Genomic DNA, 25,732 nt, shown 5'->3' with positions numbered 1-25,732 from the left:
GGCTTGCGGGTATGGGCCTATTGTTCGTGTTCTGACGGCGCCAACATCGTCCGGAAAGACTAAAAATCAAGGTGCTTCCACCTTTCTTTCAGCGCGCTCTTGAGCACTTTGCCGGTGGCGTTGCGTGGCAGTGGCTCAGCCTGCGAGTACACCCGCGCCGGGACCTTGTAGCCCGCCAGCCGCTGGGCAATGAATGCACAGACGTGCTCTTGGTCGGGCATCTGCCCGGTATTGCCGTGAATGACCAACGCCACGGCTTCACCCAGTACCGGATCGGGGATGGCAAATGCCGCCGCCTCGTCAACACCGGGCATTTCACTGACACAGGCTTCAATTTCGGCCGCCGAGATTTTCTCGCCACCGCGGTTGATCAGGTCCTTGAGCCGCCCGGTAATGCAAAGAAACCCCTCCTCGTCCAGGTAGCCGATATCCCCCGTGTCGAGCCACCCGTCATGCAAGGCCTCGGTGCTGGCCTGCGGCAGGTTCCAATAGCCGCTCATCAGGGTTGGCGAACGCAGCCAGATCAAACCACTGGAACCGTTGGGCAACGGCTGCTGCGGGTCGTCGCCAATGCGCACATCGACAATCGGCAATGGCCAACCGGCCGTTGCCGGTTTGTAGACGAACTGATCGCCCCCAATAGCCGCGCCGATGCCGTTGCTTTCCGTCAGGCCGTAACCGCTGCCACAAATGGCCTCGGGCTTGCGTGCGATCATCTCGGCCAGTAAAGCACTGGAGGACGCACCACCCCCAAGGCCCAGCCCGAACAGGCTGGCGGTCTGCTCGGAGCCAAAGCGTGGCGATGCGAGCAATTGCTGCATCATCACCGGTGCGCCGCTGAACTGGGTACAGTGCTCCTCACTGATCAGATCGAGGGCGCGTTCGACGTCCCACTTGTACATCAGCAGCAAGCGCCGGCCACTGCGCATTGCCGAAAGGAACTGCGCATGCAACCCGCTGACATGGAACAATGGAACCGCCATCAGGGTGGTGGGTGGGTAGCCGCTCTGGATCACCCCACTGATGAGTTCAGGTGAGCTCAGCGCGCAGAATGCGCTCTGGAACTCCAGTGCGGCCAGGGCCTGGCAGATCGCTCGGTGGCTGGACACCACGCCCTTGGCTCGGCTGGTAGTACCGGAGGTGTAGAGGATCAGTGCCGGTGCCTCAGGGTCAATATTCACCACTGGAACAGGCAAGCGCGCGTCGGCCAACAGGTCTTCATAGCGAAGACAGTACTCGGGCAGCTGTACCTGACGTTCCGTTCCCACAACGATCGTTGGCAACTGGTCGCCGGCCAGGTCGTCTTGCAGCACGCTCAGCCGCGGTTCATCACACAGCAGCACGCGGGCACCGCTGTCTTGCAAGCCATGCAGCAACTCGTCACGCAGCCCCCAGCTATTGAGCGGTACACACACCGCGCCGCAACGCTGGATCGCGGCGAATGCCACCAGCCAGGCCGGCTGATTGCGCATGGCAATGGCAACCCGCTCGCCGGGGCGCAGGTCAAAACAGGCGACCATCTGCCCCGCCAGCCGGTCAACCTGATCGAAGTACTCGGCAAAGGTCAGCCGCTGGGCTTGCCACACCAGGAACTCGCGCTCACCGTGCACACGACCGGCATCAATTGCTTCCACCAGGTTGTGTGCGGTGTGCCGAAAAAAACGTGCACCACCCTCCGCCGGGCTTACCACTTCAAAAGGCGAGCCCGGTGCAATCAATTGCTGCCAGGCGGATTGCCATCGTTCAATGCTCATGTGTCGTTCTCCAGGGCAACCGAGACGTCGCGCCTTCAGGCGCAGGCCTCGTCGAGGGCCGAATAGCGTTCGCAATGAAAATCCCGGTCGCCCAAACAGGCCTGGGCGACGCGCACACGCTTGAGGTAAAGACCGACATCCAGTTCATCGGTGACCCCGATGCCACCGTGCATCTGTACGGCTTCATTGCTGACCTTGATTGCCGTATCACCGGCCTTCCACTTCGCCAGGCTGACCAGTCGGCCACGTTCGGCGACACTGAGGCTGGCGTCGTCCAGGGCCGCCAGCCCGGCCATGACTGCGCTGCGGGCCAGGGCCAGATCGACGTACAACTGGGCGGCACGGTGTTGCAGGACCTGGAACGAGCCAATCGGCGTGTCGAATTGCACGCGGGTCTTGAGGTAGTCGAGGGTGGTCTGGAACAGTTGCTCGGCCATGCCCAACAGTTCTGCGGCCAGGCACGCACGACCGCGGTCCAGCGCGGTGTCCAGCGCGGCCCAGCCATCACCGAGCGTGCCCAACAGTGCGTCACTGCCCAGTTGCACACCGTCCAGCCGTAGCCGCGCACAGTTACGCGAGTCGATCAACGGCAAGGCGCTGCAATTCAGGCCAGGGGTATCGGCAGGTAACAGGAACAGGCTGATCCCCTGTGCCTCACCCGCATGCCCCGAGGTACGCGCAGCCAGCAGGTACGCATCGGCGCCAAGCCCGTCGACCACCCAGTACTTGTCACCCCGCAAACGGAAACCGTCGCCCTCGACCACCGCCTCAAGGGCCGTACCCAACGGGTTATGACGTGACTGTTCATCCAGCGCCAGGGCCAGGCGTTTCTCGCCGCTGATCAGGGCATTCAGCCAGCGGTCCTGCTGTTGCGGGTTGCCCGCAAGGTGCAATAGCGAACCACCCAGCACCACGCTCGACAGCAAGGGCGTGGCCGCCAGGTTGTGGCCGATAGACTCGAACACCGGCCCAAGCCCCATGCAGCCAAAGTCCAGGCCCCCGTAATTTTCCGGAAATGGAATCGCACTCCAACCCAGGTCCACGGCGGCTTGCCACAGCTGCGGATCAAAACCGAGCACCGAACCCTCGTCGCGCAGCCGACGCTGGGCCGCGACCGGGCTGCGCGCCGCGAGAAAATCCCGGGCACTGTCGGCGAGCAAGCGCTGCTCTTCGCTGTAGCGCAGGTTCATGGCGTCACTCCTTTCTTTGCATCGGGCAGACCAAGCACGCGCTTGGCGATGACATTGAGCTGGATCTCCGAGGCACCACCGGAAATCGTCAGGGCATAGCTGTTCAACCAGGCCCGGGTAATCGCCTGTTGCTGGGCACTGAAGGCCTCGCTTTGCCAGCCGAAGGCATGCCCGCCCATGGCATCGAGCAGGACTTCGAACTTGTCGCGTTCCTGCTCGGTGTGCACCAGTTTCATGATCGACATCAGGCCACTGACGTCGTCACCGAACCTGGCTTCTTCGGTCATGCGCTGAACCGTCAGGCCATAGGCGTGTTCATTCATCGCGCAGGCCACGGCGCGGGCATGCAGCGCCTGTTCACCTTGGCTTTGAGGGCGCGGCAGGTACTCACGCAGCAGCGAAAGCAAATGGAAATGCGAGGGCAGGCTGATCTCGCCAAACTTCGACATGGCCTTGCGTTCGTGCTGCAGCAGGTACTTGCCCAGGTTCCAGCCGCCATCCAAGGGGCCGATCAGTTGCTGCTTGGGCACCTTCACCCCATCGAAGAACACCTGGCAAAACGCCGATTTGCCGCTGATCAGGTCAATCGGTACCGCCTTGACCCCAGGGCTGCGCATATCCAGCACGATCAGGCTGATACCTTCATGCTTGGGCACCGTGGGGTTGGTTCGTACCAGAGCGTACATCCAATCGGATTTATCGCCGTAGGACGTCCAGATCTTGCTGCCGTCAACGACAAAGTGGTCGCCAGCATCACGGGCCGCCATTTTCAGGCTGGCAAGGTCGGAACCCGCGTTAGGCTCAGAGAAGCCCTGACACCAGCGCACTTCACCCCGGGCCATGGGCGGCAATAACGTCCGCTTCTGCTCCTCACTGCCAAATGCCAGCAGCACCGGCCCAAGCATCCAGATGCCCAGGTTGATCTGGGGCGGACGACACTTGAGCCTGCGCATTTCGCTCTCAAGTACCGCCAGTTGCTCTTCGCTCAAGCCCGCACCGCCGTACTCCTCGGGCCATTCCGGGCAGAACCAGCGCTTGTCACGCATGCGCTCAAACCACAACCGGGCGTCTTCGCTGGGGAACTGCGGCTGGCTGGCACCCCACACCACTTCGCCCTCCGCCATGGCGGTTCGCATGGACAAGGGGCAGTTGGCCTCCAGCCAGGCACGGGTCTCGTGCCTGAATTGCTCAATCGTGCTCATGAAATTCACCCTCGACCCGGCCCCGGACTCAGTCCGGAGCGGGTACTGTTCTTGTTGTATTGGCTGAGCGGCGCGGGGCGCTGTCAGCGTTGGGTACGTGGCATGCCCAGGCCGAACTGGGCGATCAGTTCACGCTGAATTTCGTTGGTGCCACCGCCAAACGTCAGGGTGACCGAAGAGCGCAGTTCGTACTCCAGCTCGCCCTGCAACAACGCCGCTGAGGAGCCGCTGCGCAACGAACCGTTGGCGCCGAGAATGGCGGCGAGCTTGCGCAGTATCTCGATGGCCGACTCGGAGCCATACACCTTGGTGGTCGAACTCAGGGCCACGTCCATGCGCTGCTGCTCAAGGTCGGCGGCGATACGCAAGTTGATCAGGCGCATCGCTTCCAGGCGGGCATAACACTCTGCCAACGAACTGCGCACCCAGCCCTTGTCCATGGCCCGTCGGCCCTGTTCATCACGGCAACGCGCCCACAGGTAGACCCGGCGGAACAAGGCGACGACCTTGTCCGACCAGGAGCCAAGCCCAAGCCGCTCATGGTTGAGTTGCTCGGTGATCAGCTTCCAGCCACCGTGCAACTCCCCTACCAGCATGTCCTTGGGCACCCGCACGTTGTCGTAATAGGTGGCGGTGGTGGCAATGCTGGTGGTCGGGATCAGTGTCGTGGAGAACCCGGGCGCCTGGGTATCGAGGATCAGGATCGAAATCCCCTTGTGACGCGCTTGCGTGGGGTCAGTACGCGCCGCCAGCCAGATGTAGTCCGCCGCATCGGCACCGGACGTCCACAATTTGTTGCCATTGACCACGAACTCATCGCCTTGCAGGCGTGCGCTGGTCTTTAGAACCGCCAGGTCACTGCCGGCGTCCGGCTCGGAGTAGCCGATGGCAAACATGATCTCGCCCGCAGCGATGCCCGGCAGGAAGCGCTCCTTTTGCAGCGCGCTGCCATGGGTCATCAGGGCCGGGCCGACAGTGCTGATGGTCACGAACGGCAATGGCGCACCGGCAATGTTGGCCTCTTCAAAGAAAATCAACTGCTCAGTGGCCGCGTAGCCTTGGCCACCATGCTCTTTGGGCCAGCCAACAGCCAGCCAACCGTCGCGACCCATTTGCCGAATGGTTTGCCGGTACAGCTCGCCGCCTTCCTGGCCCCGCAACTGCTCACGCAGCTGCGGGGTCATCAGCGCCTGGAAGTAGTCCCGCACCTTGTGGCGCAGGGCGTGTTGTTCAGGAGTCAGATCAACGAACATATAACGCCTCCTTATGCCGCGCCGAGAATCAGGCCGCTGGTCGGCACGCCGGTACCGGCAGTGACCAGCACGTTTTCTACCGCCGGCACCTGGTTGACTGCGGTGCCGCGCACCTGCCGTACCGCTTCGGCGACGCCGTTCATGCCATGAATGTAGGCTTCGCCCAGTTGTCCGCCGTGGGGGTTGATCGGCAACTTGCCGCCACGGGCATGATGGCCCGCGCGGATGAACTCCTTGGCCTCGCCACGCTTGGCGAAACCGAACTCTTCCAGTTGCGGCAGCACGAACGGGGTGAAATGGTCATAGATCACCGCGGTCTGAAACGCTTCCGGCCCCAGCCCTGACTGGCGATAAAGCTCACGGGCCACCACGCCCATTTCCGGCAGCCCGGTAATGTCGTCACGGTAGAACGAGGTCATGATCTGCTGACCGTCAGTAATGCCCTGGGAACCGGCCTTGATCATCACCGGCTTCTGGCGCAGATCGCGGGCACGTTCCGCCGAAGTGATCACCATGGCCACGGCGCCATCGGACTCCTGGCAGCAGTCGAGCAGGTGCAGCGGTTCGCAGATCCAGCGCGAGGCCTGGTGCTCCTCGAGGGTAATCGGCTTGCCGTAGAAAAACGCCTGGGGGTTGGTCGCGGCAAAATCACGCACGGCCACTGCGACCCGACCGAAATCCTCGGACGTGGCTCCATAGGTGTGCATGTAGCGTTGAGCAAACATGCCCACCCAGGCCGCCGGCGTATGGAAGCCGTGAGGCATGTACCAGCCGTAGTTGACGTTCTCGAAGATCGGCGTCGAAGCGAAACCGTACGTGCCGGTGCCGAAGCGATACCAGGACCGCTCATTCATGGCCCGGTAGACCACCACCACTTTTGCCACACCGGTGGCCACCGCCATGGCCGCGTGCATGATCGGCGCACACGCCGCACCACCGCCGTGGGGCACTTGCGAAAAGAACTTCACGTCCTTGCAACCCAACAGGCGGGCAATTTCGTATTCCGGAACCTTGTCCACCGAGTAAGAGCTGAAGCCCTCGACCTCGGAGGGGTCAATGCCCGCATCCTTCAGCGCGCTCAGCGTGGCTTCAAGGGCCAGGCGCAGTTCCGTGCGCCCGGAGTTCTTGGAAAACTCGGTCGCGCCCAAACCAACTATCGCGGCGCGTCCGGATATCGACGAAGTCGTCATGTCTGTGTCTCCGGCTGTCAGGGCAGGACCAGCGCGACCGTACCGGTCACGTGGTTGCCCATGGAATTTTTGCCGCTGAGGGTGACTTCCACCGTGCGGGTGTCGGCATCCTGGCGGGTCACGCTGCCGCTGAAGGTCATGCAGTCACCGGGGTAGTTCGGTGCACCCAGCTTGATTTTCAGTGAGGTGAACGTGGCCAACGGCCCCGCCCAGCCTTCGACATAACGTTGCACCAGCCCGTTGGTGGTCAGGATGTTCATGAAGATATGCGGTGAGCCCAGTGCGCGGGCGGCCTCCAGGTCATGGTGCCCCGGAAAATAATCCCGGGTGGCAATCGCGCCACCGGTGATCAGGCCGACCGTGATTGGAACCGCCAGTTCAGGCAGCACTTCGCCGGGGCGCACGTCTTCAAAGCGCTTGGTGTTCTTCGAGGTCATATTTCCATCCCAGCTTGTCGTTATCGCTCAGCCAATCGCCGAGACGTTCCAGGCTTGCCGCCGAACCACCCAGGGCGAGGCCCAGGGCGCGGCTCCAATAGAGAAAACGGTGGATCGGGTACGTCAGGTCGACGCCGATACCGCCATGCACGTGCTGTGCGATGTGGCCGATGCGATGTCCCGCTTCACACGCCAGATAAGCGGTAGCCAGCGCTTCCGACGGCGACGGCAAACCGGCGTCGAGGCGATAGCAGAGTTGCCAAAGCACACTGCGCAGGGCCTCAAGGGCGATATGCGCATCGGCCATGCTCATTTGCACCGCCTGGAAGCTGCCAATACGCCGCTCGAACTGCTGACGCTCACTGACATAGGCCACGGTGCGGCGGATCTGCTCCTCGCTGACACCCAACTGCAACGCAGCCAAGGCCGCCACGCTGCGCGGCTCCAGCCAGGCCAGGGCGGCACTGGGCAGCAACTGCGGGGCCGCAACGCGCAGGCCCTCGACATGCACATCTGCCACGGCTTCACCGTGGGTAAGCACCGCTGGCACACGGGTTACCTGTGCGACCGAAAGGTCAAGCAGCAACAACCGCGGCTGGCCGTCTACGTCTGCCAGCACCAGTGCCGCCTGTGCCTGTTCACCCAGGGCCACGGCCGCAACCCGACCATTGATTTCCCAGCCCTCGGCACACGGACGGGCCTGAAGCTCGATGCCGCAGGCACTGCCAAGGGCATCGATGGCCAGTGTCAGCATGGTTTCACCCGACGCGGCTTTTTCGGCCAAGGCCGCGAGCTCGGGCAATGCGAACTCGGCAAGGGTCGCTGCGGCCAGTTGATGCCGCCACAGCGGCACCTGTGCCAAGCCCTTGCCCTGAGCCTGCAACACCAGCATCAGCTCGGTCATGCCCAGGCCACTGCCACCGTGGGATTCAGGAATCGCCAAGGCGTGCAGCCCGGTTTCAATGCAGAGCGCCCAGAGTGGAGCCATCAGCGGCTCACCACTGGTATCCCAGCGACGCAGGTAGTCGTCGTGGCAGTGGTCGACAAACAGGCTGTCAGCCATCTGCGCAATCGCGCGCTGGTCTTCGGTCAATTCAAAATTCATGGGGTCAACTCCTACTCGCCGACGGGCCGAAACAGGGGCAAGGTCAGCGCGTCATCGAAGGTCTGGAACTCGACCTGCAAACGCTGGCCGATCTGCAACTGCTCACGCTCAATGCCGACCAACCCGGCGATCAGGCGTACGCCCTCCTCCAGCTCGATCAGACCGATGGGGTTCGGGTGATCGAACGGCGCGACCTCCGGGTAGTGCATGACCACAAACGAGTAGAGGCTGGCGCGACCACTGGCCTGGACGGTGTCCCAGTCGAAGCTGTGACACTGGATACAGACCGGCGCGGGTGGATGGCGCAAGGTGGCGCAGGCCGTGCAACGCTGGATCAACAGTTGGCCCTGTGCGCAGCCCTCCCAGAAGAACCGGGTGTCGTCACTGATGCCCGGTTGCGGGCGCTTGGCCTTGGCAGGTGCAGCGGCCACGGCCGGCGCAGGCGCGGCTGGCTGAGCATTGGCCGGGCGAAACTTGAACACGCGGAACAGCAACTCGCCTACCGGTTCGTCGCCACCGGCCTTTTCGACGAAGTGGCTCATCACCAGGGTGACAAAGAAGCCCGTGCCCAAGGCGGTGGTTTTTTCATCGCCCACCGCATCCAGGCGGGTGGTGTAGTAGAGCTTTTCACCCAAGCGCAAGGGGCGCGTGAAGCTCAACTCGGAGTTCACTGCCACGACCGAGTTATAGCCGTACTGCTCGAACAGCTTGAGCACTTCATAGGGGTTTTCGTCGGTGGAACCTGGCGGATAGTGGTTGGCATGGAAGCCTTCCATGGTCCACACCTGCAACATCGCCGGCGGCGCAATCAAGCCCTCATGGGGCGTGCCAAGGGCAAACGCAGGATCGGTGTAGAGCGGGTTTTCGACACCCATGATCTCGCACCACTGACGAATCATCGGTGCATTGACCTCATCCCAGGCATACACACGACCGTATTGGCGCCCCACTAGGGCGCGCACATTGGATAGCAATTGTGGATCAGCCAAAGTCGTCTCCTGCAAATTGAGGGCGGCAACCGGACCCGGCCGCCACCATGGGTCGATCAGGTGGGCAGAACCTGCGCCGCACCGAGAAACGCCGGACGTTCGCCACCGCCATGCAGCAGCAGGTTGCAGCCGCTGGCGTAGCTGGCCAGCGGCGAGGCGATGTACAGGCAGGCATTGGCGACATCCGCCGCCACGGCCATGCGACCGGCCGGGATACCGGCGCTGACGGCGGCGATACCGGCGTCGTTGCCGTAATGCAGGTGGGCCTGTTCCGTCAGCACCAGGCCCGGGCTGACCGCGACCACACGAACCTTCGGCCCCCACTCCACCGCCAGCGACTGCACCAACGACAGGACGCCAGCCTTGGCCGCGCCATAGGCCGCAGTCCCGGGTGAGGCGCGCAGGGCGCTGATGCTGCCGATAAACACGATGCAACCGCCCTGCACTTGCGCCTGCATCAGGCGGTTGGCGTGCTGGGCGACATTAAGAGGCGCGATCAGGTTGAGACGAATGATGCTGTCGTGAAAACGTGGCGATGCGCTGGCGGCCTCGGCTGCCGGGCTACCGCCTGCGTTGTTGATGACCACGTCAAGGCGGCCAAAATCGCGACTGATGGTGTCGAACAGCGCCTGTAGCGAGTCCGGGTCGCGCACGTCCGCCGGGATGAAGATGGCGCGCTTCCCCTCCAGCGTCGGCACCTGCTCAGGCGCTGAGCGGGCGCAGACGATCACCTGCGCATCGGCCGCCAGAAACTCACGCGCAATGCCCGCGCCAATGCCCTTGGTACCGCCGGTGACGAGCACCACCTTGCCACTGTAATCAAGCCCCGAATGCAGCCCCATGTCGCGCTCCTTAATTCTGCTGACAGGGTTCACTCTAGGGACAAAGCCAGGCCCATTCTTCGTCTGAACGGACGATGAATCATCACCGTCCGGCCGTGACACTGGCAGGCATTCACCTGACGCCTGGCTCACGAGGACGCTCATGCCTGATTCATCCGCTCCACCGGTTCTGCTCGAACGCCCGCTGCCTGGCGTAGCCCTGCTGCGGCTCAACCGTCCGCACGCGACCAATGCCCTGAGCCTGGAGTTGCAAGCCTTGCTGTCGCGTTACTTCAGTGAACTGAGCGCCGACCCACAGGTGCGTTGCATCCCTGCTGACGGGCGGCGACAAGGTGTTTGCCGCAGGCGGCGATATCAACAGCATGGCCGGCGTCGGCCCTATCGATATCTACCGGCGCCATACCGAACGGGTCTGGGCGCCGATTCAGCACTGCCCGAAACCGGTGATCGCGGCGATCTGCGGGTACGCCTATGGCGGTGGCTGCGAGTTGGCGATGCTTGCCGACCTGATCGTCGCCGGGCGCAGCGCACGCTTCTGCCAACCGGAAATTCGTATCGGCATCATGCCGGGCATTGGCGGTACCCAGCGATTGGTCCGCGCCGTGGGCAAGGTAAAGGCCATGCGCATGGCCCTGACCGGGCAACCGATCAGCGCCGAAGAAGCCTGGGTGGCCGGCCTGGTCAGTGACCTGGTGGACGATGACCAGGTCCAGGCTCACGCCCTGGAGCTGGCTCGCGTCATCGCAGCGATGCCGGCATTGGCCGCAGAACAGATCAAGGAAGTGATTCTCGCCGGCATGGATGCGCCACTGGAGGCCGGCCTGGCACTGGAACGCAAGGCCAATGCCCTGCTGTTCGCCTCCCGGGACCAGAAAGAAGGCATGCAAGCCTTTATCGAAAAACGCCCGGCGCAATTCGAGGGACATTGAACGGCATCGACCCGCCAGAACGCAGCACTGCAACACAGCACAAGGCCGCTTGCCCGTTTCAACAGGCAAGCGGCCTTGTGCAATCAAGCACTAACGTGATGATCAGATGCTCATCACCATCTGCCCACTGTCGATGCGCAGTTCGACGCCGTTGATGGCCCGGGACTCATCGCTGGCAAGAAACAGCACACTGGCCGCCACATCCTCGGGCAAGCACATGCGGTTCATCGGGTCACTGTCGATGGTCAGGCGGACCGGGTCGACACCCTGCGGGAAGCCGCCACTGGTCATGTCGGTGAGTACGCCGTCCGGATGCAGGGTATTGCAGCGGATCCGGTACTTGCGTCGTCGGCAGAGCACCGCCACTGAACGCGACAAGGCCGCCACAGCGCCTTTCGAAGCACTGTAGGCCATGAAATCATCACGCCCGGCCAGTGCCGCAATCGACGACAGGTTGATGATCGAACCACCGCCCTCCTTCATCAGCGCAATCCCCTCTCGACAGCCGAGAAACACACTGTCAGCATTGACCCGCATGACCTTCTGCCAGTCCTGCACCGAGGTTTCTTCGATTGAACCGCTCAGCAGTATGCCGGCATTGTTGAGCAGGATATCCAGGCGGCCATAGCGCTCACGCAAGTGCGCCATGACCTGCTTCCACTCTGCCTCGCTGCTGGCGTCATGGCGGATAAACGCCGCAGCCGGGCCGATCTCGGCAGCCAATGCCTCACCGGCAACGACGTCGATATCGCTGATCAGCACCTGTGCGCCTTCAGCCGCCAACAACCGTGCACTGGCACGGCCAATACCCTTGGCACCGCCAGTCACCAGCGCCACCTTGCCATGAACCCGTCCGGGCATGTTGTTCTCCTTGATCGTCATCAGCTCATCTCGTGTGCGCGGTTATGTTGCAGTGGCTGTGCAAGGTTGATTGCGGCTGCCGTCCCGGCGCGACGCCCGGAGAACACGCAATCGGCCAGTGATAGACCACTGATGTACAGGTGTGAGGGAATACCCAGGGCGGTGCGACCGGCAGCGTAAAGGCCCGCGATGGGCTGCCCTTGGGGATCCAGCACGGCCCCGTTGCCTTCATCCACCCGCAAACCGCCCAAGGTCAACGCCCCTAGCGGGAAGACCGGGTTGGTCACGGAAATGTCGCAGGCGTAGAACGGGCCCTGCTCAAGCACCTGGCGACCGCCTGGCGACTTGCCGAATGGATCGGGCGCCTCACCACGCGCAGCCGCATTGTTGGCCTGCAGCGACTGGCGCAACGCGCTGGCCTTCATGCCAGTGACCGTAGCCAGTTGTTCCAGGCACTTGCCCTTGCTCACCTTGAGCAGCATCAACGCCAGCGCCGGCACGCTCTGGAACCACCAGTACCCACCGAACAGTGCCTCCCGGATCGCCTTCTTGCGCAGCGGGGCATCGAGCACCAGCCAGGCCTTGCCGCCCTGCTCCTCCATCAACGGCTGACCCAGCGTCGCGCCATAGACCTCTTCGTTGCAGAAACGCTGGCCTTGGCTGTTGACCACGATGCCCTTGTGCCAACTGTAGGGCGGATTGATGAACCGCCAGGCCGACACCCGATTCAGCGCAGCGCCTTCACCACCGGCACTCACGCCCAGGCGCAGGCCGCTGCCGTCACAGCCGGTGGCGCCCACCTTGAAGTTGCGGCGAAATTTCGGCGCGTGCTGCTTGATCAGTTCGCGGTTGAAGATGAACCCGCCCGTACTGAGGATCACCCCGTTCCGGGCCCTGACCAGCCTTGGCCGGGCGAACTCGCGCTCCAGTTGGCTGACCCGCAGGCGTAACCTGTCACAGTAGGCCGGGGAAAAGTTCTGCAAGCGCTCGGCACGGGCAGCCCAACGGGCGTGCAGCTTCGCCTGCTTGCTGCCCGGCGGCAGGCACCACAGCTCGGCACCGATCACCCGGCCCTCCTGGTCAAGCACCAGGCGCTTGGCGGCTGATTGCAGCAGTGGCCGCACCCCGGCGCGCAGGCAAGCCGCCTTGAGGTGAGCATACAGCACCGCACCACACTGGCCTTTGCCGACCGTACGGTGGCCGCGTGGCGCCGGAGGCAACGGGCCGCTGTGCTGCGGTACCAGCTCATTGCCGGAGTAGTAGAGGAAGTAGCCGTCGGGTGGATAGGAGGTCTTGCCACCTGGGGGCATCTGGTGCCCGTAAGGCGCACCGTGGCTTTCCAGCCAATCTAGGTTGGCCACGCTGTCCGCACAAAAGCGCCGCAGGGTCTCGTCGCTGACCACGCCCTGGGTTTCGTGCTTGAGGTAGTCGAACATGGCCTCGGGGGTATCACTGAAGCCTGCGGCGTACTGATACCGGGTCCCCCCACCGGCATACACGACGCCACCGCTCTTGGCACTGGCGCCGCCACCTGTGAAACGGTCGGCGATCAGCACATCGACGCCATTGGCGCGGGCCTCCAGTGCCGCACAGGCCCCGGCCGCGCCCCAACCGATGATCAGCACATCGCACTGCTCATCCCATGTCACGCTACTGCTGTCGGCAACGCGCAATGGTGCCTGAATCGCCGTACAGGTGCTGTTATCAGACATGTCCATGACGGCTCCTAACGCTGGCTGGCGAGGTGGTTGGCAGCGACATAGGCGAAGGTCATCGCCGGCCCGAGGGTGCCGCCCGCCCCCGGATAACTGGTACCCATTACCGACGCGGAGCAGTTGCCGATCGCGTACAGGCCGTCAATGGGCGTACCGTTGTCGCGCACCACTTGTGCATGTTCGTTGGTCAGCAAGCCGCCCTTGGTGCCAATATCACCGGCATCCAGGCGCATGGCGTAGTACGGCCCCTTGCGCAGGGGCGCCAGGCACGGGTTGGGCTTGATATTGCTATCGCCGTAGTAACGGTCGAACACATTGCCGCCACGGTCGAAGTCCAGGTCCTGGCCGGTGCGCGCATAGTCGTTGACCTTGTCCACTGTGCGCTCAAGGCCCACTGCATCGACGCCGATCTGTTCGGCCAGTTGCGCCAGGGTGTCGGCCTTCCAGTACAAGGTGTTCAACCATTCCTTGCGCAGACGGCTGTCAGGCATGACCTGGGCCGGCATCAACGGGCCCATGGCGTAGTGGAAGCGGAAATGCCCGTCAAAAATCACCCAGGCCGGCACGGACTTTCCGCCTGTACGCTGATTGTCGCGGAGCATGGCATCGACGAACTCCAGGTACGGAGCCGCTTCGTTGACGAAGCGTTGCCCCTCGCCGTTGACCACAATTGCCCCGGGGAATGCCCGCTCGGCAAAGATACCGCGCGGCTTTTCCTCTCCCGGCACGGCAATGGTCGGCGCCCACCAGGCCCAGTCCATCAACGCGGTCGCCGCGCCCTGGGCGATCCCCGCTTCCAACGCGGCACCGGTGTTGTTGCCCGGTGGCGTCGCACTCCAGGCCATGCGAGTCGGCTTGGGCAGGTATTGCTCGCGCAATGCCTGGTTCTGCTCGAAGCCACCGGAGCCCAGAATCACCCCGTAACGCGCATGCAGCTGCTTTTCCTGACCCTCACGCTGTACCGTGACCCCGGTGACCCGGCCCTGCTCCGTGAGCAACCCACGAAAATCGGTGTTCAGCCACAACGGCACGTTACGGTCCATCAGAGAACGACGCAGTGACGCAACCAACGCGCTGCCAAGGGCTGCGCGGCGGTCGAATTTACTTTTGCGCCGCCATTTGAAGTCCAGCTTGTAACGCAGCATCAGGCCCATGATCAGCCAGCGCCAGCCGAAGCTGCGGGCCATGGCCTTGTGCGCATGCCGGGCAGTCCAGGCAATACGCCCCATCAGCAAGGTCGAGGGTGATGGTTTGCGCAGGTTGTCCAGTTCCTCACCGAGCAGGCTGGTGTCGAACAACTCGGGGTCGAGGGTGCGTCCTCCGGGCAGCGAACCAGGCAAATGCGGGTAGTAGTCCGGGTACTTGGCAGCCACCGCATAACGTACCCGACTGGTACGGGTGAGCGCCTCGATCATCTTTGGCGCATTGTCCAGGTAGGCCTGCAGGCGCGCATCATCGACGTGCTCGCCAGCCGCGGCCTTGAGGTAGCGCATCGCCAACTCGAAGCTATCGTTACCGCCCTGGCGAGCAAAGTAGTGATTGTTCGGGATCCAGATCCCACCGCCGGAAATAGCCGAAGTACCACCGTACTTGTCGCTTTTTTCCACGATCAGCACGCTGAAACCCTGGTCGGCGAGGAAGACCGCCGACGTCATCGCACCTGCACCCGAACCAACGACGATCACGTCGTAGTGGGTTTGAGACTGAACTTGAGCCGTCATTGTTGTTATGCCATTAGCTGAGGTCAGGAAAGACCGCCGACGACGATACGGGGACGCTGGCGGTGTGCATCCCATGATCACGGCTGACCGGGGCGCTCTCATCGTCAAAGCGGACTAGACCCATCAGACGACATTGAACCTGGCGGACAACTGGTCCAGTGCACGCGCCAACTGCTCCAGGTCAGACGCCGCCGCGGCACTGCGGCCGGCATTGGCCGAGAGCACGCCGGTGCCGGCCGAAACGCTCTCGACGCGCGCGACCATTTCCTGGGTGACCCGTACCTGTTCGGCGATCACCACAGCAATGGTGTCGACGCTTCGAATCACATCGTCAGTACCACTGCGGATCTGCGCCACCGAGTCGCCGGCCTCCTCTGCCAGCCCGACCCCATCACGTACCCGGCTGATTACCCGGTCCATCCCGCCAACCACCGCCTGGGTCCCCTCCTGGATGTGTTGTACCGTGAGGTCGATTTCGCCGATTGAACGGGCCGTACGTTGCGCCAACAGCCTGACCTCATCGGCCACCACGGCAAAGCCACGGCCCTGCTCTCCTGCCCTTGCGGCCTCGATGGCGGCGTTCAGCGCCAATAAATTGGTTTGTTCGGCAATGCTGCGAATCACATTCAGCACCGTACTGATCTCGCCGGAGAACACTTCCAGCTCACGGATATGCACGGCGGTGTCGCTGATCACGTCGCTGATGCGGTTCATTCCATGGGCCATATCGCGGATAAAACCTTCGCTTTTGCCCGAGCGCCCCGCCGAGTGCTGCGTGATGTTGCGCGAAACCCCGACCTGGGTGTCGACTTCGCTGATTGAACCCGAAAGTTGCTCAACTGCAGAAGAAATGCCGCGCACGGCGTCAGCCTGCTGCTGCGCAGCCAACGAGGCCAGCTCTGCCGATTCGGCCATGTGGGCCGCTTCGTGACTGACACGCTGCACCAACGAGCGCATCTGCGAGATCAACCCGTGCAGGCTGTCGCGCATCGTCGCGATATCACCCAGCATCCGGGCAAACTCATCGCGCCCCTTGACCTCGATGGGCTGCGACAGGTCGCCACTGGCAATCGCGCGCACACTGGCGCCCGCCTGGGCAAAAGCCCGTTTCAGGCGACGCAAGGTCGAGAACGCGGTAACGCTGCCAGCCAAAACCCCCACCACCGCCAGCACCAGGTACGCCAGCAGGGTCGAGCGATAGCGTTGCTGGGCGAGGTCGTATGCCCGCGCAGCCGCTTCCTTCTGCAACGTCTGCAGCTTGCCCAGTTCAATACCCGCCGCATCGCCAGCAGGTTCGGCCATGCGCAGGAACGAAATGATGCCGGACAGGCGATAGTCACCCGCGCGCAAGGACTCCAGCAAAAGCTCCAGCTCACCCAGCCAGGCCTGGTAATGGCCATCGAAGGCCTCGGCCACCTGCTGTTCATGGCTGGACAAGGGGCGTTGGCGGTAGCTGGCCCACACCTGAGCGAGCGCGTGATTGTTGGCTTCGATGGCCGCTAGCGTCACATCGATCGAGCGGTCGAACGCCGCCACCAGAGGGCCTTCCGGGTCATGCTGAATAGCAAGCAACACCAGCCGCCGACTTTCATCGAGACGGTGCTGAACCTCACCAACAGTAAGCAGCGTCGCCAGATTGTCTTCATTGATGGTACGCAGACTGTCACGAGCCTGTTGCAGGCCATAGCCACCAAAACCGACCGCAACGATAAACAACAGTGTGGCCAACAACGCCCAGAACCACAGGCGCTGGGCAATAGTGATCGCGTTGAACATAAGCAACGGTAAACCCCGTAGAGGCGACAAGGCGCTCATCCGAGCGCCCCATGCACAATGAGTCAGTCAGCGGTGACCATGGCCATCATGGCCGCGAGGTAATGCTCGCTATACGGCGGCAGCAGGCCCCATTCACGCCGCGGGTCATGCGCAGGCGCCTTGAACACGGTGCGCAGGTGACTGAACTCAAGAAACCCTTCACGGCCGTGGTAATGCCCCATGCCAGAGGCGCCCACGCCGCCGAACGGCGCATCGTGCATCGCCGCATGCATCATCACGTCATTGACGGTGACGCCGCCCGACAGGGTGTGCTCCAGTACCCGCTGCTGCTCCTGTTGATCCTCGCCGAAGTAGTACAGCGCCAGCGGACGTGGCCGGGCGTTGATGTCGGCGATCACCCCATCAAGGTCCTCATACGTGAGCACCACCATGGCCGGGCCAAAGATTTCTTCGCGCATGATCTGGCTGTCACGCGGCGGGTTGACCACCACACGCAGGGGCCGGCGACGGTCCTCGGCATCAACCGCCAACGCCTCCGGCAGGCTTTCGATGCGAGCCCCCAGGGCCCGGGCCTCGTCCAGATAGCCTTCGACACGGGCCAGATGCCGCTGATTGACCACTGCCACCACATCCGGGTTGCCGGCAACCGAGGGGTTGAGCTCGCAATAGGCACTGCGCAAGGCGCTGAGGAAAGTTTCAAGGTGCGCCTGCGGTACATACACCAGGTCGGGACTGATGCAGATCTGCCCGCCATTACAGGCTTTGGCTGCGGCGATGCTGAACGCCGCCTTGTTCAGGTCGGCACTGCGCGCAATGATCACTGGCGACTTACCGCCCAACTCCAACGTCACCGGTACCAGGTTCTGCGCAGCATTACGCATCACAGCGCGACCAATCGCAGTACTGCCGGTAAACACCATGTGGTCGAACGGCTGGGCAGTGAAGCCTTCCGCCAGCTCAGCGCCCCCCGTGACCACGGCGATCTCCAGCGGGTCAAGGTGCTCAGCACACAACTGCGCTACCAACTCAGCGGTACGCGGAACCACCTCCGACGGTTTGAGAATCGCCCGGTTGCCCGCAGCCAGTGCGCAAGCCAGCGGGCTGAACAAGGTAAACAGCGGGGCGTTCCAGGTACCAATGATGCCCACCGTCCCTTTGGGCTGATACATGACCCAGGCCTTGGCGCCCAGTTGGTCGTAGGGCGCGAATGCCGGGCGTGGCTCGTCCTGCATCCATAGGTGCAGGTTGTCCCGCGCATGCTTGAGCGACGAGAGAGAACCCAGCACGTCGTTCATCAGGGAAAAGCCTGCAGGCCTGCCGCCGAAATCCTGATCCATCGCTTCGGTCAACACACCGTGGTGACGCACGAGCAGGTCGATCACCTGCTGAACCCGCCGACGACGTGTGTCGGCACTGACCGCGCCGGCGCTGTTAAAGGCTTGTTTTTGCCGGGATAACAGGCTCGAAAGCGCTTGTACGGATGACGTGGCTGAACTCATTCGTGTCCCCTCGCTGGTGCTGGCCCCAAGGCCCGGAAGCGCCGGATGCGCATGAGGCCACACTAGTCGCGGGGCGACGCCCGGCGCCTCGTCCGATCGGACGAGAATCGAACAAAAGCGTTAGTCCGTTGAGACGATGTACAGCGCCCTGCGGCGACCAATACTGGCCACACGAAAACTCCACTCCATGAGGTCTATCATGGCTATGCAAAACGCCAGCTTCGATCCCCAGGCCTTCCGCGCCGCGCTCGGTACCTTCACTACCGGGGTTACGATCATCACGACCCAGGCCGAAGACGGCTCACCGGTGGGGATCACCGCCAACAGCTTCAACTCGGTATCGCTCAACCCGCCACTGGTGCTCTGGAGCCTGTCGAAGAACGCCCGCAGCCTGCCGGTTTTCAGCAACGGCAAGCACTGGAATGTGCATGTCCTGTCCACCGAACAGGAAAAACTCTCGGGGCGCTTCGCCACCCAGGGCGAAGACAAGTTTGCCGAAGTCCAACTCGATAATGGCGTCAGCGAGGCGCCCTTGCTGCAAGACTGCACCGCACGCTTTCAATGCCGTACTGCCTTCCAGTATGAGGGCGGCGACCATGTGATCTTTGTCGGGGAAGTGCTGGCCTTCGATCACAGCGACCGGGCGCCGCTGGCGTTCCAGAGCGGCCAGTATGCGCTGGCCACCCGCAAGCCGCGAAGCGAGTTGCGCCTGGCAACCACACCGCCGCCACCGGAATGCAGCTACACCGAAGACCTGCTCGGCTACTTGCTCGGGCGCGGGCACTACCAGGTGCTCAATGCCCTGCGGCGCATGGTGAGCAACCAGCAGCTGGACGAACAGGCCTTTTTCATTCTCTCGGTGCTGTGTATCCGCGATAACCTGAGCCTTGAGGAAATCAACACCTTTGTCAGCTACACCGGCCATGAGGTCACACTGGCCGGCATGCGCTTTCTCGAGCGCCAGCACCTGGTGGCGATCGAGGGCGATGCCGATCAGTTGCGTTTCGTGCTCACGGCAAACGGCCGCGAGGTGTCGCTGCAACAGTTGGCGCTGGCCAAGGTGGTGGAGGAAGAACTGTCGGCCAAGCTCGGCAGTGCCGACGCGCAAGCCCTCAAGGTCTTGCTCAAGCGCCTGATTGTAGTGAGCGACCCCGGCTTGCCCGATCTCTGGGCGCCGCGATGACGAGCGGCGCAACCGTCATGCCGGCCACCTCGGTCGGCTGGCGCAGCCACGGCCTGTTGTTGCTGCTGGCACTGGTGTTCGCCGACAACTTTGTCGGGCGCCAGATACTTGCGGTGATGATTGAGCCGATCAAGTCGGAGTTCGGGGTCGGCGACACGGCCATGGGCCTGATCTCCGGGCTGGCCTTCGCGGCGGTGTATGCGCTCATGGGCTTGCCGGCGGGACGTCTGGTGGATCGTCTGCCGCGTACGCGCCTGCTCGCACTGTCGTGCCTGCTCTGGGCGGTGGCAACGATGGCCTGCGGGCTGGCCGGCAGCTTTCTGGTACTGGCCATTGCCCGGATGCTGGTCGCGGTCAGCGAATCACCAACGACCTCGGCATCCCTGTCCTTGATCGCCGACCTGTATCCACCGCATCGACGTTCACTCGCCATCAGTTGCTTCACCGCCGCACCAACGTTTTCCTCGATCATCGGCTTGAGTATCGGTGCCTGGGTGGTCGAAGTGTATGGCTGGCGTACAGCATTCATTGCCCTTGGCCTGCCCGCCCTGTTGTTTGCCGCCGTCATGGCCATCGTGGTGCGCGACCCGGTACGGGGGCGCTGGGACCTGAGCCCTGCCCCCGCCCATGCCCACGCGCCACTGCTCGGCATGGGCGCTGAAGCCCGCAAGCTATGGGCGCTGCCTGCCTATCGCTGCCTGATACTGGCGGGCGGCCTGACCACGCTCAGCTCCTACGCCATTGGCATGTGGAACACCAGCTTCCTGGTACGCTCCCACGGCCTCTCGCTGCAACATGCTGGCCTGTTGGCTGGGGTCATCTGCGGCACCGCCGCCGGTGTCGGGGGCCTGTTCAGCGGCTGGTTGAGCGACCGCCTGAGCCGACGCAACCCGCACTGGCAGCTCTCGATTCCGGTGCTGGGTCACTTGACCGCCATCGCCACCCTGAGCACCTACCTGCTCTGGCCCGACACCGTGCTGGTCACGCTCGGCAGCGTGCCGATTCCAACGGCGATGGTGTGGTGTGCGCTCTACAGCTTCTTCGCCGTTTGGTGGGTAGCGCCGTCCTACAACCTTGTTACCCAATTGGTACCGTCCAACCGGCGTGGTACGGCCATGGCCCTGCAAACCATCGTCAGCACACTACTCGGTGTCGGCATCGGGCCGCTGGTGACCGGCCTATTCAGCGACATGCTGCAACCCCTGCTTGGCCAGCAGTCCTTGCGTTACGCGCTACTGATGGTAAGCCTGCCGGTCATTGGCTCCGTACTGTTACTGATCCGGACCTCGACCCACGCCTCCAGAACGGCCTATAGCCACGCGCTGTAAGCCTTGAACCACGCGTGTTTTCTTCGATGGGCAGCCTGTTCAAACACGGCTGCCCATCCCTCGATCAGAACCGGCTGAAATCCGGTTTACGTTTCTCGGTGAAGGCTGCGATCGCTTCTCGGGCGGCCTCTGCGTCAAGCATTTGAGCAAAGCGCTTCGCTTCTTCATTGATGCGTGCCAGCACGTCACCGGCATCTGCCAGTTTCAGCAGGCGCTTGGTCTCCATGACAGCACTCGACGGTTGCTGGGCAATCTTGCGTGCCTGGGACAACGCGAAGTCGAGGACCGCTTCCGGTGACAGCACACGATTGACCAGTTTCGACTGCAGCGCAAACTCGGCATCGAACGGCTCGCCGGTCAGCAACGCCTCGGCAGCGCCTTGATGACCAAACAGCTTGGGCAAGAGCAAACTGGACGCAGCTTCCGGGCAAAGGCCGAGACTGACGAAAGGCACGCTGAAACGGGCGTTGGTGCCCGCATAGACCAGGTCGCAGTGCAGCAACAGCGTCGTGCCGACACCGACCGCCACGCCACAGACGGCCGCGACAATCGGTTTGGGAAATGCGCTCAAGGTGCGCAAGAAACGCCAGACCGGGGCATCCTCGGTCGCGGGCGGATGCGCGATGAAGTCACCAAGATCATTGCCGGCAGAGAAGACCTGCTCACTGCCGCGAATCAGCACCACGCGAACCTCACGGTCAGCCGCTGCACTGACCAGCACCTCGCTGAGCGCGTCATACATGGTCGCGGTAATGGCGTTTTTCTTTGCTTCACGGTTAAAAGCAATCGTGAGGACGCCGGCCTCCTGAGTGGTGAAAATATCGCTCATCCTTGCCTCATTGGTTAAGTAAGCCACATGCCACCCGAGTATGCCTTGCCAGCTTTCGCGGGTGTTGAAAACCAATAGGACAAAGACGTCGCCTGCCGGCGTGATCGCGGGCAAGCCCGGCTCCTACAGGCTGCGCGGACTCTGTTGGAGCTGGCTTGCCTGCGATGGCGTCGGTGGGGTATCCGCGAGTGCGCGGCGTCTGCATCGCGGGCAAGCCCGGCTCCTACAGGTTACGCGGACTCTGTTGGAGCTGGCTTGCCTGCGATGGCGTCGGTGGGGTGTCCGTGAGTGCGCGGCGCCTGCATCGCGGGCAAGCCCGGCTCCTACAGCTGGTGCGGGCTCTGTTGGAGCTGGCTTGCCTGCGATGGTATCGGCGGGGTATCAGTAGGTGCGCGGCGCCTGCATCGCGGGCAAGCCCGGCTCCTACAGCTGACGCGGGGTCTGTTGGAGCTGGCTTGCCTGCGATGGCGTCGGTGAGGTGTCAGTGAGCTCGCGGCGTTTGTATCGCGGGCAAGCCCGGCTCCTACAGCTGACGCGGGGCCTGTTGGAGCTGGCTTGCCTGCGATGGTATCGGCGGGGTGCCAGCGAATGCGCGGCGTTTGCATCGCGGGCAAGCCCGGCTCCTACAGGTTGCGCGGGCGCTGTTGAAGCTGGCTGGCCTGCGATGGCGTCGGTGGGGTCTCAGCGAGTGCGCGGCGCTTGCATTGCGGGCAAGCCCGGCTCCTACAGGCTGCGCGGGGCCTGTTGGAGCAGGCTGGCCTGCTATGGCGTCGGTGGGGTCTCAGCGAGTGCGCGGCGTTTGTATCGCGGGCAAGCCCGGCTCCTACAGGTTGGCGCTGGCTCTGTTGGAGCTGGCTTGCCTGCGATGGAATCGGTGGGGTGTCAGTGAGCTCGCGGCGTCTGCATCGCGGGCAAGCCCGGCTCCTACAGGCTGGCGCGGGCTCTGTTGGAGCTGGCTTGCCTGTGATGGCGTCGGTGGGGTGTCAGTGAGTGCGCGGCGTTTGTATCGCGGGCAAGCCCGGCTCCTACAGGCTGGCGCAGGCTCTGTTGGAGCTGGCTTGCCTGCGATGGCGTCGGTGGGATGCCCGTGAGTGCGCGGCGCCTGCATCGCGGGCAAGCCCGGCTCCTACAGCTTGCGATGGTTTCAGCGAGGCGTCAGTCAGCGGTTGCCAGGGTGTTCCTCGCGTGCGGCGTGCTGAGCCTCACGGGCTTCACCTTCAACCCGCGCCGACGCGACTGCCGGCGCCGGTACATCATCCTCGCTGTTCACCGAACGGCGAAATCCCTTGATCGATTCACCCAGGTCAGCACCCAGGTGCTTCAGGCGCTTGCTGCCAAACAGCAGCACCGCCACGACCAACACTACCAGCCAGTGTTTCCAGTCAAACACACCCATGATTCAGTCTCCGTTTGCACAGTGCAACGCCCGCACCCAGGTTGCGGGCGCCCAACACGCTGATTACTCGACGTCTTCGTAAGGCAGGCCGACGTAGTTTTCGGCGATATTGACCAGGCCGGCATGGGAGTTGAGGAAGTACTCACGGTCGGCTTGCTGCATCTTCTGGTCCCAGGCGTCTTTGTGGTCGCCGAAATCATGCAACAGGTTGGTCATGAACCAGCTGAAACGTTCGCCTTTCCAGATACGGCGCAGCGCCAGTTCCGAGTACTTCTCCAGCAGGTCGGTGCGGCCTTCCTTGTAGACCTTGACCAGGATGCGGTACAGGTAGCACACGTCGGAGGCGGCCAGGTTCAGGCCTTTTGCGCCGGTCGGTGGCACGATGTGAGCCGCGTCGCCCACCAGGAACAACTTGCCATACTGCATCGGCTCAACCACGTAGCTGCGCAACGGGGCGATGCTCTTCTCCAGCGATGGACCGGTCACCAGCTTGTCGGCCACTTCCTGCGGCAGACGTGCCTTGAGTTCATCCCAGAAGCGTTCATCGGACCACGCTTCGACCTTGTCGGTCAGCGGTACTTGCAGGTAGTAACGGCTGCGGGTCAGCGAGCGCTGGCTGCACAGGACGAAACCACGGTCATGGTGGGCATAGATCAGTTCATGGTTGACCGGTGGGGTGTCTGACAGCAGGCCCAGCCAACCGAATGGATACACGCGCTCGTAATGGGTGAGGATCTCGTCCGGGATGCTCTTGCGGGCAACACCGTGGAAGCCGTCGCAACCGGCGATGTAGTCACAATCGATGCGGTAGGTTTCGCCGCCTTTTTCAAAGGTGACGTAAGGATTTTCGCCCTTCATCTCGTGCGGCTGCACATTCTCGGCCGAATAGATGATCGGCGCACCGCTGGCAGTGCGAGCGTCCATCAGGTCACGGGTGACTTCCGTCTGGCCATAGACCATCACGGTCTTGCCACCGGTCAGCGCTTTGAGGTCAACGCGAATGCGCTTACCGGCAACCAGCAACTCAACGCCGTCGTGAACCAGGCCCTCGGCGTCCATACGCTCGGAAACACCGGCTTCACGGAGCATGTCCACCGTGCCTTGCTCCAGTACACCGGCACGAATGCGACTGAGCACATAGTCCGGTGTCTGACGTTCAAGAATGATGTTGTCGATGCCAGCCTTGTGCAGCAGTTGACCCAGCAGAAGTCCAGAAGGGCCGGCACCGATAATCGCAACCTGAGTTTTCATTACTGTGATCTCACATGGGCACTCCAGCCGGTTTCGGGCAACGACTGGAGGTTATTGTTTTATTTGGCCCCTGCATTTTTACTTACAAAAACTGGAAAAAAAGGTGATATTTCGCCCATGAATTGCACTTTTGAAAATACGGTTCGATTATCGAACGAACCAATACACCCCTCTAACCACACCCGCCAGGTCGCTTCGCACGATGAAAACCAGCCTTCCCAGCATCCCCGTATTCAAGCTGTACGGTGAAAACCAGGCATGGCCAACCCCGGACCTGCTGCACTGCGAGTCGATCCCCAAACGCAGTAGCCTGCACCATTGGGAGATCAAGCCACACCGTCACGCCGACCTGTTCCAGTTGCTCTACGTACAGCGTGGCCAAGCGATGGTCGAGGTCGAGGGACGGCGTACAAAGGTGTTGGAAGCGTCGATCCAGGTCACGCCGCCGCTGACCGTGCATGGCTTTCAGTTTTCAGAAAATATCGAGGGCTACGTACTCACCCTTGGTGCGCCACTGGTCGCGCAATTGGAGGCACAATTGGGTGCGCCACTGACCGTCCTGGCATCGTCCGGCTGCTACCCGGTCGGGCGTGATCGCCGTACCCTCAATACCCTGTTCACAGCCCTGCACCAGGAGTATGAAGGCAGCGCGCCAGCACGCGACCTGCTGCTGCACTCCCTGGTCAATGTGCTGATGGTCTGGATCAGCCGCCAAGGCCTGCAGAACAGGCAACCAAGTAGCCGTGGCGAACGCAACCAGCAATTGCTCAGCAGCTTTATCAAGCTGGTGGAACAGCATTACCGGGAGCATCTCTCAGTGGAGCACTTCGCCCACCGTGTCGGCCTTTCCAGCGTGCACCTCAATACCCTGTGCCGAGAACTGGCCGGGCAGACAGCGCTGCAGATCATTCACCAACGCCTGCTACTGGAAGCCAAGCGCAGCCTGATCTACACCACCATGAGCATCAGCCAGTTGTCCGACAGCCTGGGCTTCAGCGACCCGACCTACTTCTCACGCTTCTTCCGCCGCCTCAGTGGCCAGACCCCTAACGCATTCCGCCAAGCGGCCGGGCACCACGAAAGCGGCGCCTGAACACCCGCGAGTTTTTCGCAATCAGCCGAATTTTCTTAATAAATACCGCCACTTTCAGGCATGCAAGGCGCAGAAACGTTAGGCATTAAAAACATAACTTATTGATTTTAAAGGCTAAAAAATAAAATTAAAAACTGGCACGGTAGTTGAGAGGCGTCCCCCTTGCGCAGCGGCATAAAACCCTCTGCG

Annotated in this window: 20 protein-coding genes and 1 pseudogene; 4 read left to right on the top strand and 17 right to left on the bottom strand. The window is 62.6% G+C overall.

Going from position 1 to position 25,732, the window contains the following annotated elements:
- Positions 1 to 59 precede the first annotated feature (59 nt).
- The 9 genes from ACZ9H3_RS01885 to ACZ9H3_RS01845 all read right to left on the bottom strand — a co-directional run bounded on the left by ACZ9H3_RS01885 (position 60) and on the right by ACZ9H3_RS01845 (position 9,962).
- A complete protein-coding gene (locus ACZ9H3_RS01885; RefSeq protein ID WP_476219249.1) occupies positions 60 to 1,754 on the bottom strand; it encodes a class I adenylate-forming enzyme family protein in 1,695 nt (564 codons plus the stop codon).
- A gap of 35 nt (positions 1,755 to 1,789) precedes the next feature.
- Positions 1,790 to 2,944, bottom strand: coding sequence for an acyl-CoA dehydrogenase family protein (locus ACZ9H3_RS01880; RefSeq protein ID WP_476219247.1), 1,155 nt, complete (start codon positions 2,942 to 2,944; stop codon positions 1,790 to 1,792).
- Positions 2,941 to 4,146, bottom strand: coding sequence for an acyl-CoA dehydrogenase family protein (locus tag ACZ9H3_RS01875; protein ID WP_330523113.1), 1,206 nt, complete (start codon positions 4,144 to 4,146; stop codon positions 2,941 to 2,943). Before ACZ9H3_RS01875 ends, ACZ9H3_RS01880 begins: the two co-directional genes overlap by 4 nt.
- 83 nt (positions 4,147 to 4,229) lie before the next feature.
- Positions 4,230 to 5,399, bottom strand: a complete 1,170-nt coding sequence (locus ACZ9H3_RS01870; RefSeq protein WP_065760543.1) for an acyl-CoA dehydrogenase family protein — start codon at positions 5,397 to 5,399, stop codon at positions 4,230 to 4,232.
- Between the two features lie 11 nt (positions 5,400 to 5,410).
- Positions 5,411 to 6,589 (bottom strand): lipid-transfer protein, encoded by a 1,179-nt coding sequence (locus ACZ9H3_RS01865; RefSeq protein WP_065760544.1) that lies wholly within the window; start codon positions 6,587 to 6,589, stop codon positions 5,411 to 5,413.
- A gap of 17 nt (positions 6,590 to 6,606) precedes the next feature.
- Positions 6,607 to 7,026, bottom strand: coding sequence for a MaoC family dehydratase (locus tag ACZ9H3_RS01860; protein ID WP_065760545.1), 420 nt, complete (start codon positions 7,024 to 7,026; stop codon positions 6,607 to 6,609).
- Complete coding sequence (locus ACZ9H3_RS01855) at positions 6,998 to 8,131, bottom strand: acyl-CoA dehydrogenase family protein (protein ID WP_476219243.1); 1,134 nt, start codon at positions 8,129 to 8,131, stop codon at positions 6,998 to 7,000. Before ACZ9H3_RS01855 ends, ACZ9H3_RS01860 begins: the two co-directional genes overlap by 29 nt.
- Before the next feature lie 11 nt (positions 8,132 to 8,142).
- Positions 8,143 to 9,120, bottom strand: a complete 978-nt coding sequence (locus ACZ9H3_RS01850) for a bifunctional MaoC family dehydratase N-terminal/OB-fold nucleic acid binding domain-containing protein (protein WP_409281424.1) — start codon at positions 9,118 to 9,120, stop codon at positions 8,143 to 8,145.
- Between the two features lie 56 nt (positions 9,121 to 9,176).
- The gene (locus ACZ9H3_RS01845) at positions 9,177 to 9,962 is read right to left on the bottom strand and encodes an SDR family oxidoreductase (RefSeq protein WP_065760547.1); all 786 of its coding nucleotides are present in this window, start codon (positions 9,960 to 9,962) and stop codon (positions 9,177 to 9,179) included.
- Between the two features lie 142 nt (positions 9,963 to 10,104).
- On the opposite strand from ACZ9H3_RS01845, the pseudogene ACZ9H3_RS01840 reads away from it, so the two are divergent.
- Positions 10,105 to 10,891, top strand: a pseudogene (locus ACZ9H3_RS01840) (enoyl-CoA hydratase).
- 102 nt (positions 10,892 to 10,993) lie between these two features.
- On the opposite strand, the gene ACZ9H3_RS01835 reads toward ACZ9H3_RS01840, so the two are convergent.
- The 5 genes from ACZ9H3_RS01835 to ACZ9H3_RS01815 all read right to left on the bottom strand — a co-directional run bounded on the left by ACZ9H3_RS01835 (position 10,994) and on the right by ACZ9H3_RS01815 (position 18,463).
- On the bottom strand, positions 10,994 to 11,752 hold the full coding sequence (locus ACZ9H3_RS01835) for an SDR family oxidoreductase (RefSeq protein ID WP_102053445.1): 759 nt from the start codon (positions 11,750 to 11,752) through the stop codon (positions 10,994 to 10,996).
- A gap of 20 nt (positions 11,753 to 11,772) precedes the next feature.
- Positions 11,773 to 13,470 carry an FAD-binding protein gene (locus ACZ9H3_RS01830; protein ID WP_102053440.1) on the bottom strand — a complete coding sequence of 566 codons (1,698 nt, stop codon included), beginning with the start codon at positions 13,468 to 13,470 and terminating at the stop codon, positions 11,773 to 11,775.
- 8 nt (positions 13,471 to 13,478) lie between these two features.
- Positions 13,479 to 15,188, bottom strand: a complete 1,710-nt coding sequence (locus tag ACZ9H3_RS01825; protein ID WP_065760550.1) for an FAD-binding protein — start codon at positions 15,186 to 15,188, stop codon at positions 13,479 to 13,481.
- 123 nt (positions 15,189 to 15,311) lie between these two features.
- Complete coding sequence (locus ACZ9H3_RS01820) at positions 15,312 to 17,003, bottom strand: methyl-accepting chemotaxis protein (protein WP_476219238.1); 1,692 nt, start codon at positions 17,001 to 17,003, stop codon at positions 15,312 to 15,314.
- A 23-nt stretch (positions 17,004 to 17,026) separates the two neighbouring features.
- Positions 17,027 to 18,463, bottom strand: coding sequence for a coniferyl aldehyde dehydrogenase (locus tag ACZ9H3_RS01815; protein ID WP_476219236.1), 1,437 nt, complete (start codon positions 18,461 to 18,463; stop codon positions 17,027 to 17,029).
- A gap of 199 nt (positions 18,464 to 18,662) precedes the next feature.
- On the opposite strand from ACZ9H3_RS01815, the gene ACZ9H3_RS01810 reads away from it, so the two are divergent.
- Positions 18,663 to 19,646: a flavin reductase family protein gene (locus ACZ9H3_RS01810; RefSeq protein WP_099774232.1), complete on the top strand. Its 984-nt coding sequence runs from the start codon at positions 18,663 to 18,665 to the stop codon at positions 19,644 to 19,646.
- A gap of 17 nt (positions 19,647 to 19,663) precedes the next feature.
- A complete protein-coding gene (locus tag ACZ9H3_RS01805; RefSeq protein WP_476222670.1) occupies positions 19,664 to 20,974 on the top strand; it encodes a spinster family MFS transporter in 1,311 nt (436 codons plus the stop codon).
- 64 nt (positions 20,975 to 21,038) lie between these two features.
- Here the strand turns inward: ACZ9H3_RS01805 and ACZ9H3_RS01800 are convergent, their stop codons facing one another.
- From ACZ9H3_RS01800 to pobA, 3 genes are all read right to left on the bottom strand, one after another.
- Positions 21,039 to 21,803 carry an enoyl-CoA hydratase gene (locus ACZ9H3_RS01800; RefSeq protein WP_476219234.1) on the bottom strand — a complete coding sequence of 255 codons (765 nt, stop codon included), beginning with the start codon at positions 21,801 to 21,803 and terminating at the stop codon, positions 21,039 to 21,041.
- Positions 21,804 to 22,962: 1,159 nt separating this feature from the next.
- Positions 22,963 to 23,199: a twin-arginine translocase TatA/TatE family subunit gene (tatA, locus tag ACZ9H3_RS01795; protein WP_476219232.1), complete on the bottom strand. Its 237-nt coding sequence runs from the start codon at positions 23,197 to 23,199 to the stop codon at positions 22,963 to 22,965.
- Between the two features lie 63 nt (positions 23,200 to 23,262).
- On the bottom strand, positions 23,263 to 24,450 hold the full coding sequence (pobA, locus tag ACZ9H3_RS01790) for a 4-hydroxybenzoate 3-monooxygenase (RefSeq protein ID WP_065761944.1): 1,188 nt from the start codon (positions 24,448 to 24,450) through the stop codon (positions 23,263 to 23,265).
- 202 nt (positions 24,451 to 24,652) lie between these two features.
- Here pobA and ACZ9H3_RS01785 point away from each other — a divergent pair, with 202 nt between their 5' ends.
- On the top strand, positions 24,653 to 25,543 hold the full coding sequence (locus ACZ9H3_RS01785; protein WP_065761945.1) for a helix-turn-helix domain-containing protein: 891 nt from the start codon (positions 24,653 to 24,655) through the stop codon (positions 25,541 to 25,543).
- Positions 25,544 to 25,732: the final 189 nt, after the last annotated feature.

The sequence above is a fragment of the Pseudomonas sp. TE3910 genome, assembly GCF_056279025.1.
Note: the sequence above shows the minus strand (reverse complement) of the source record. Positions and strands in the feature narration are given on the sequence as shown.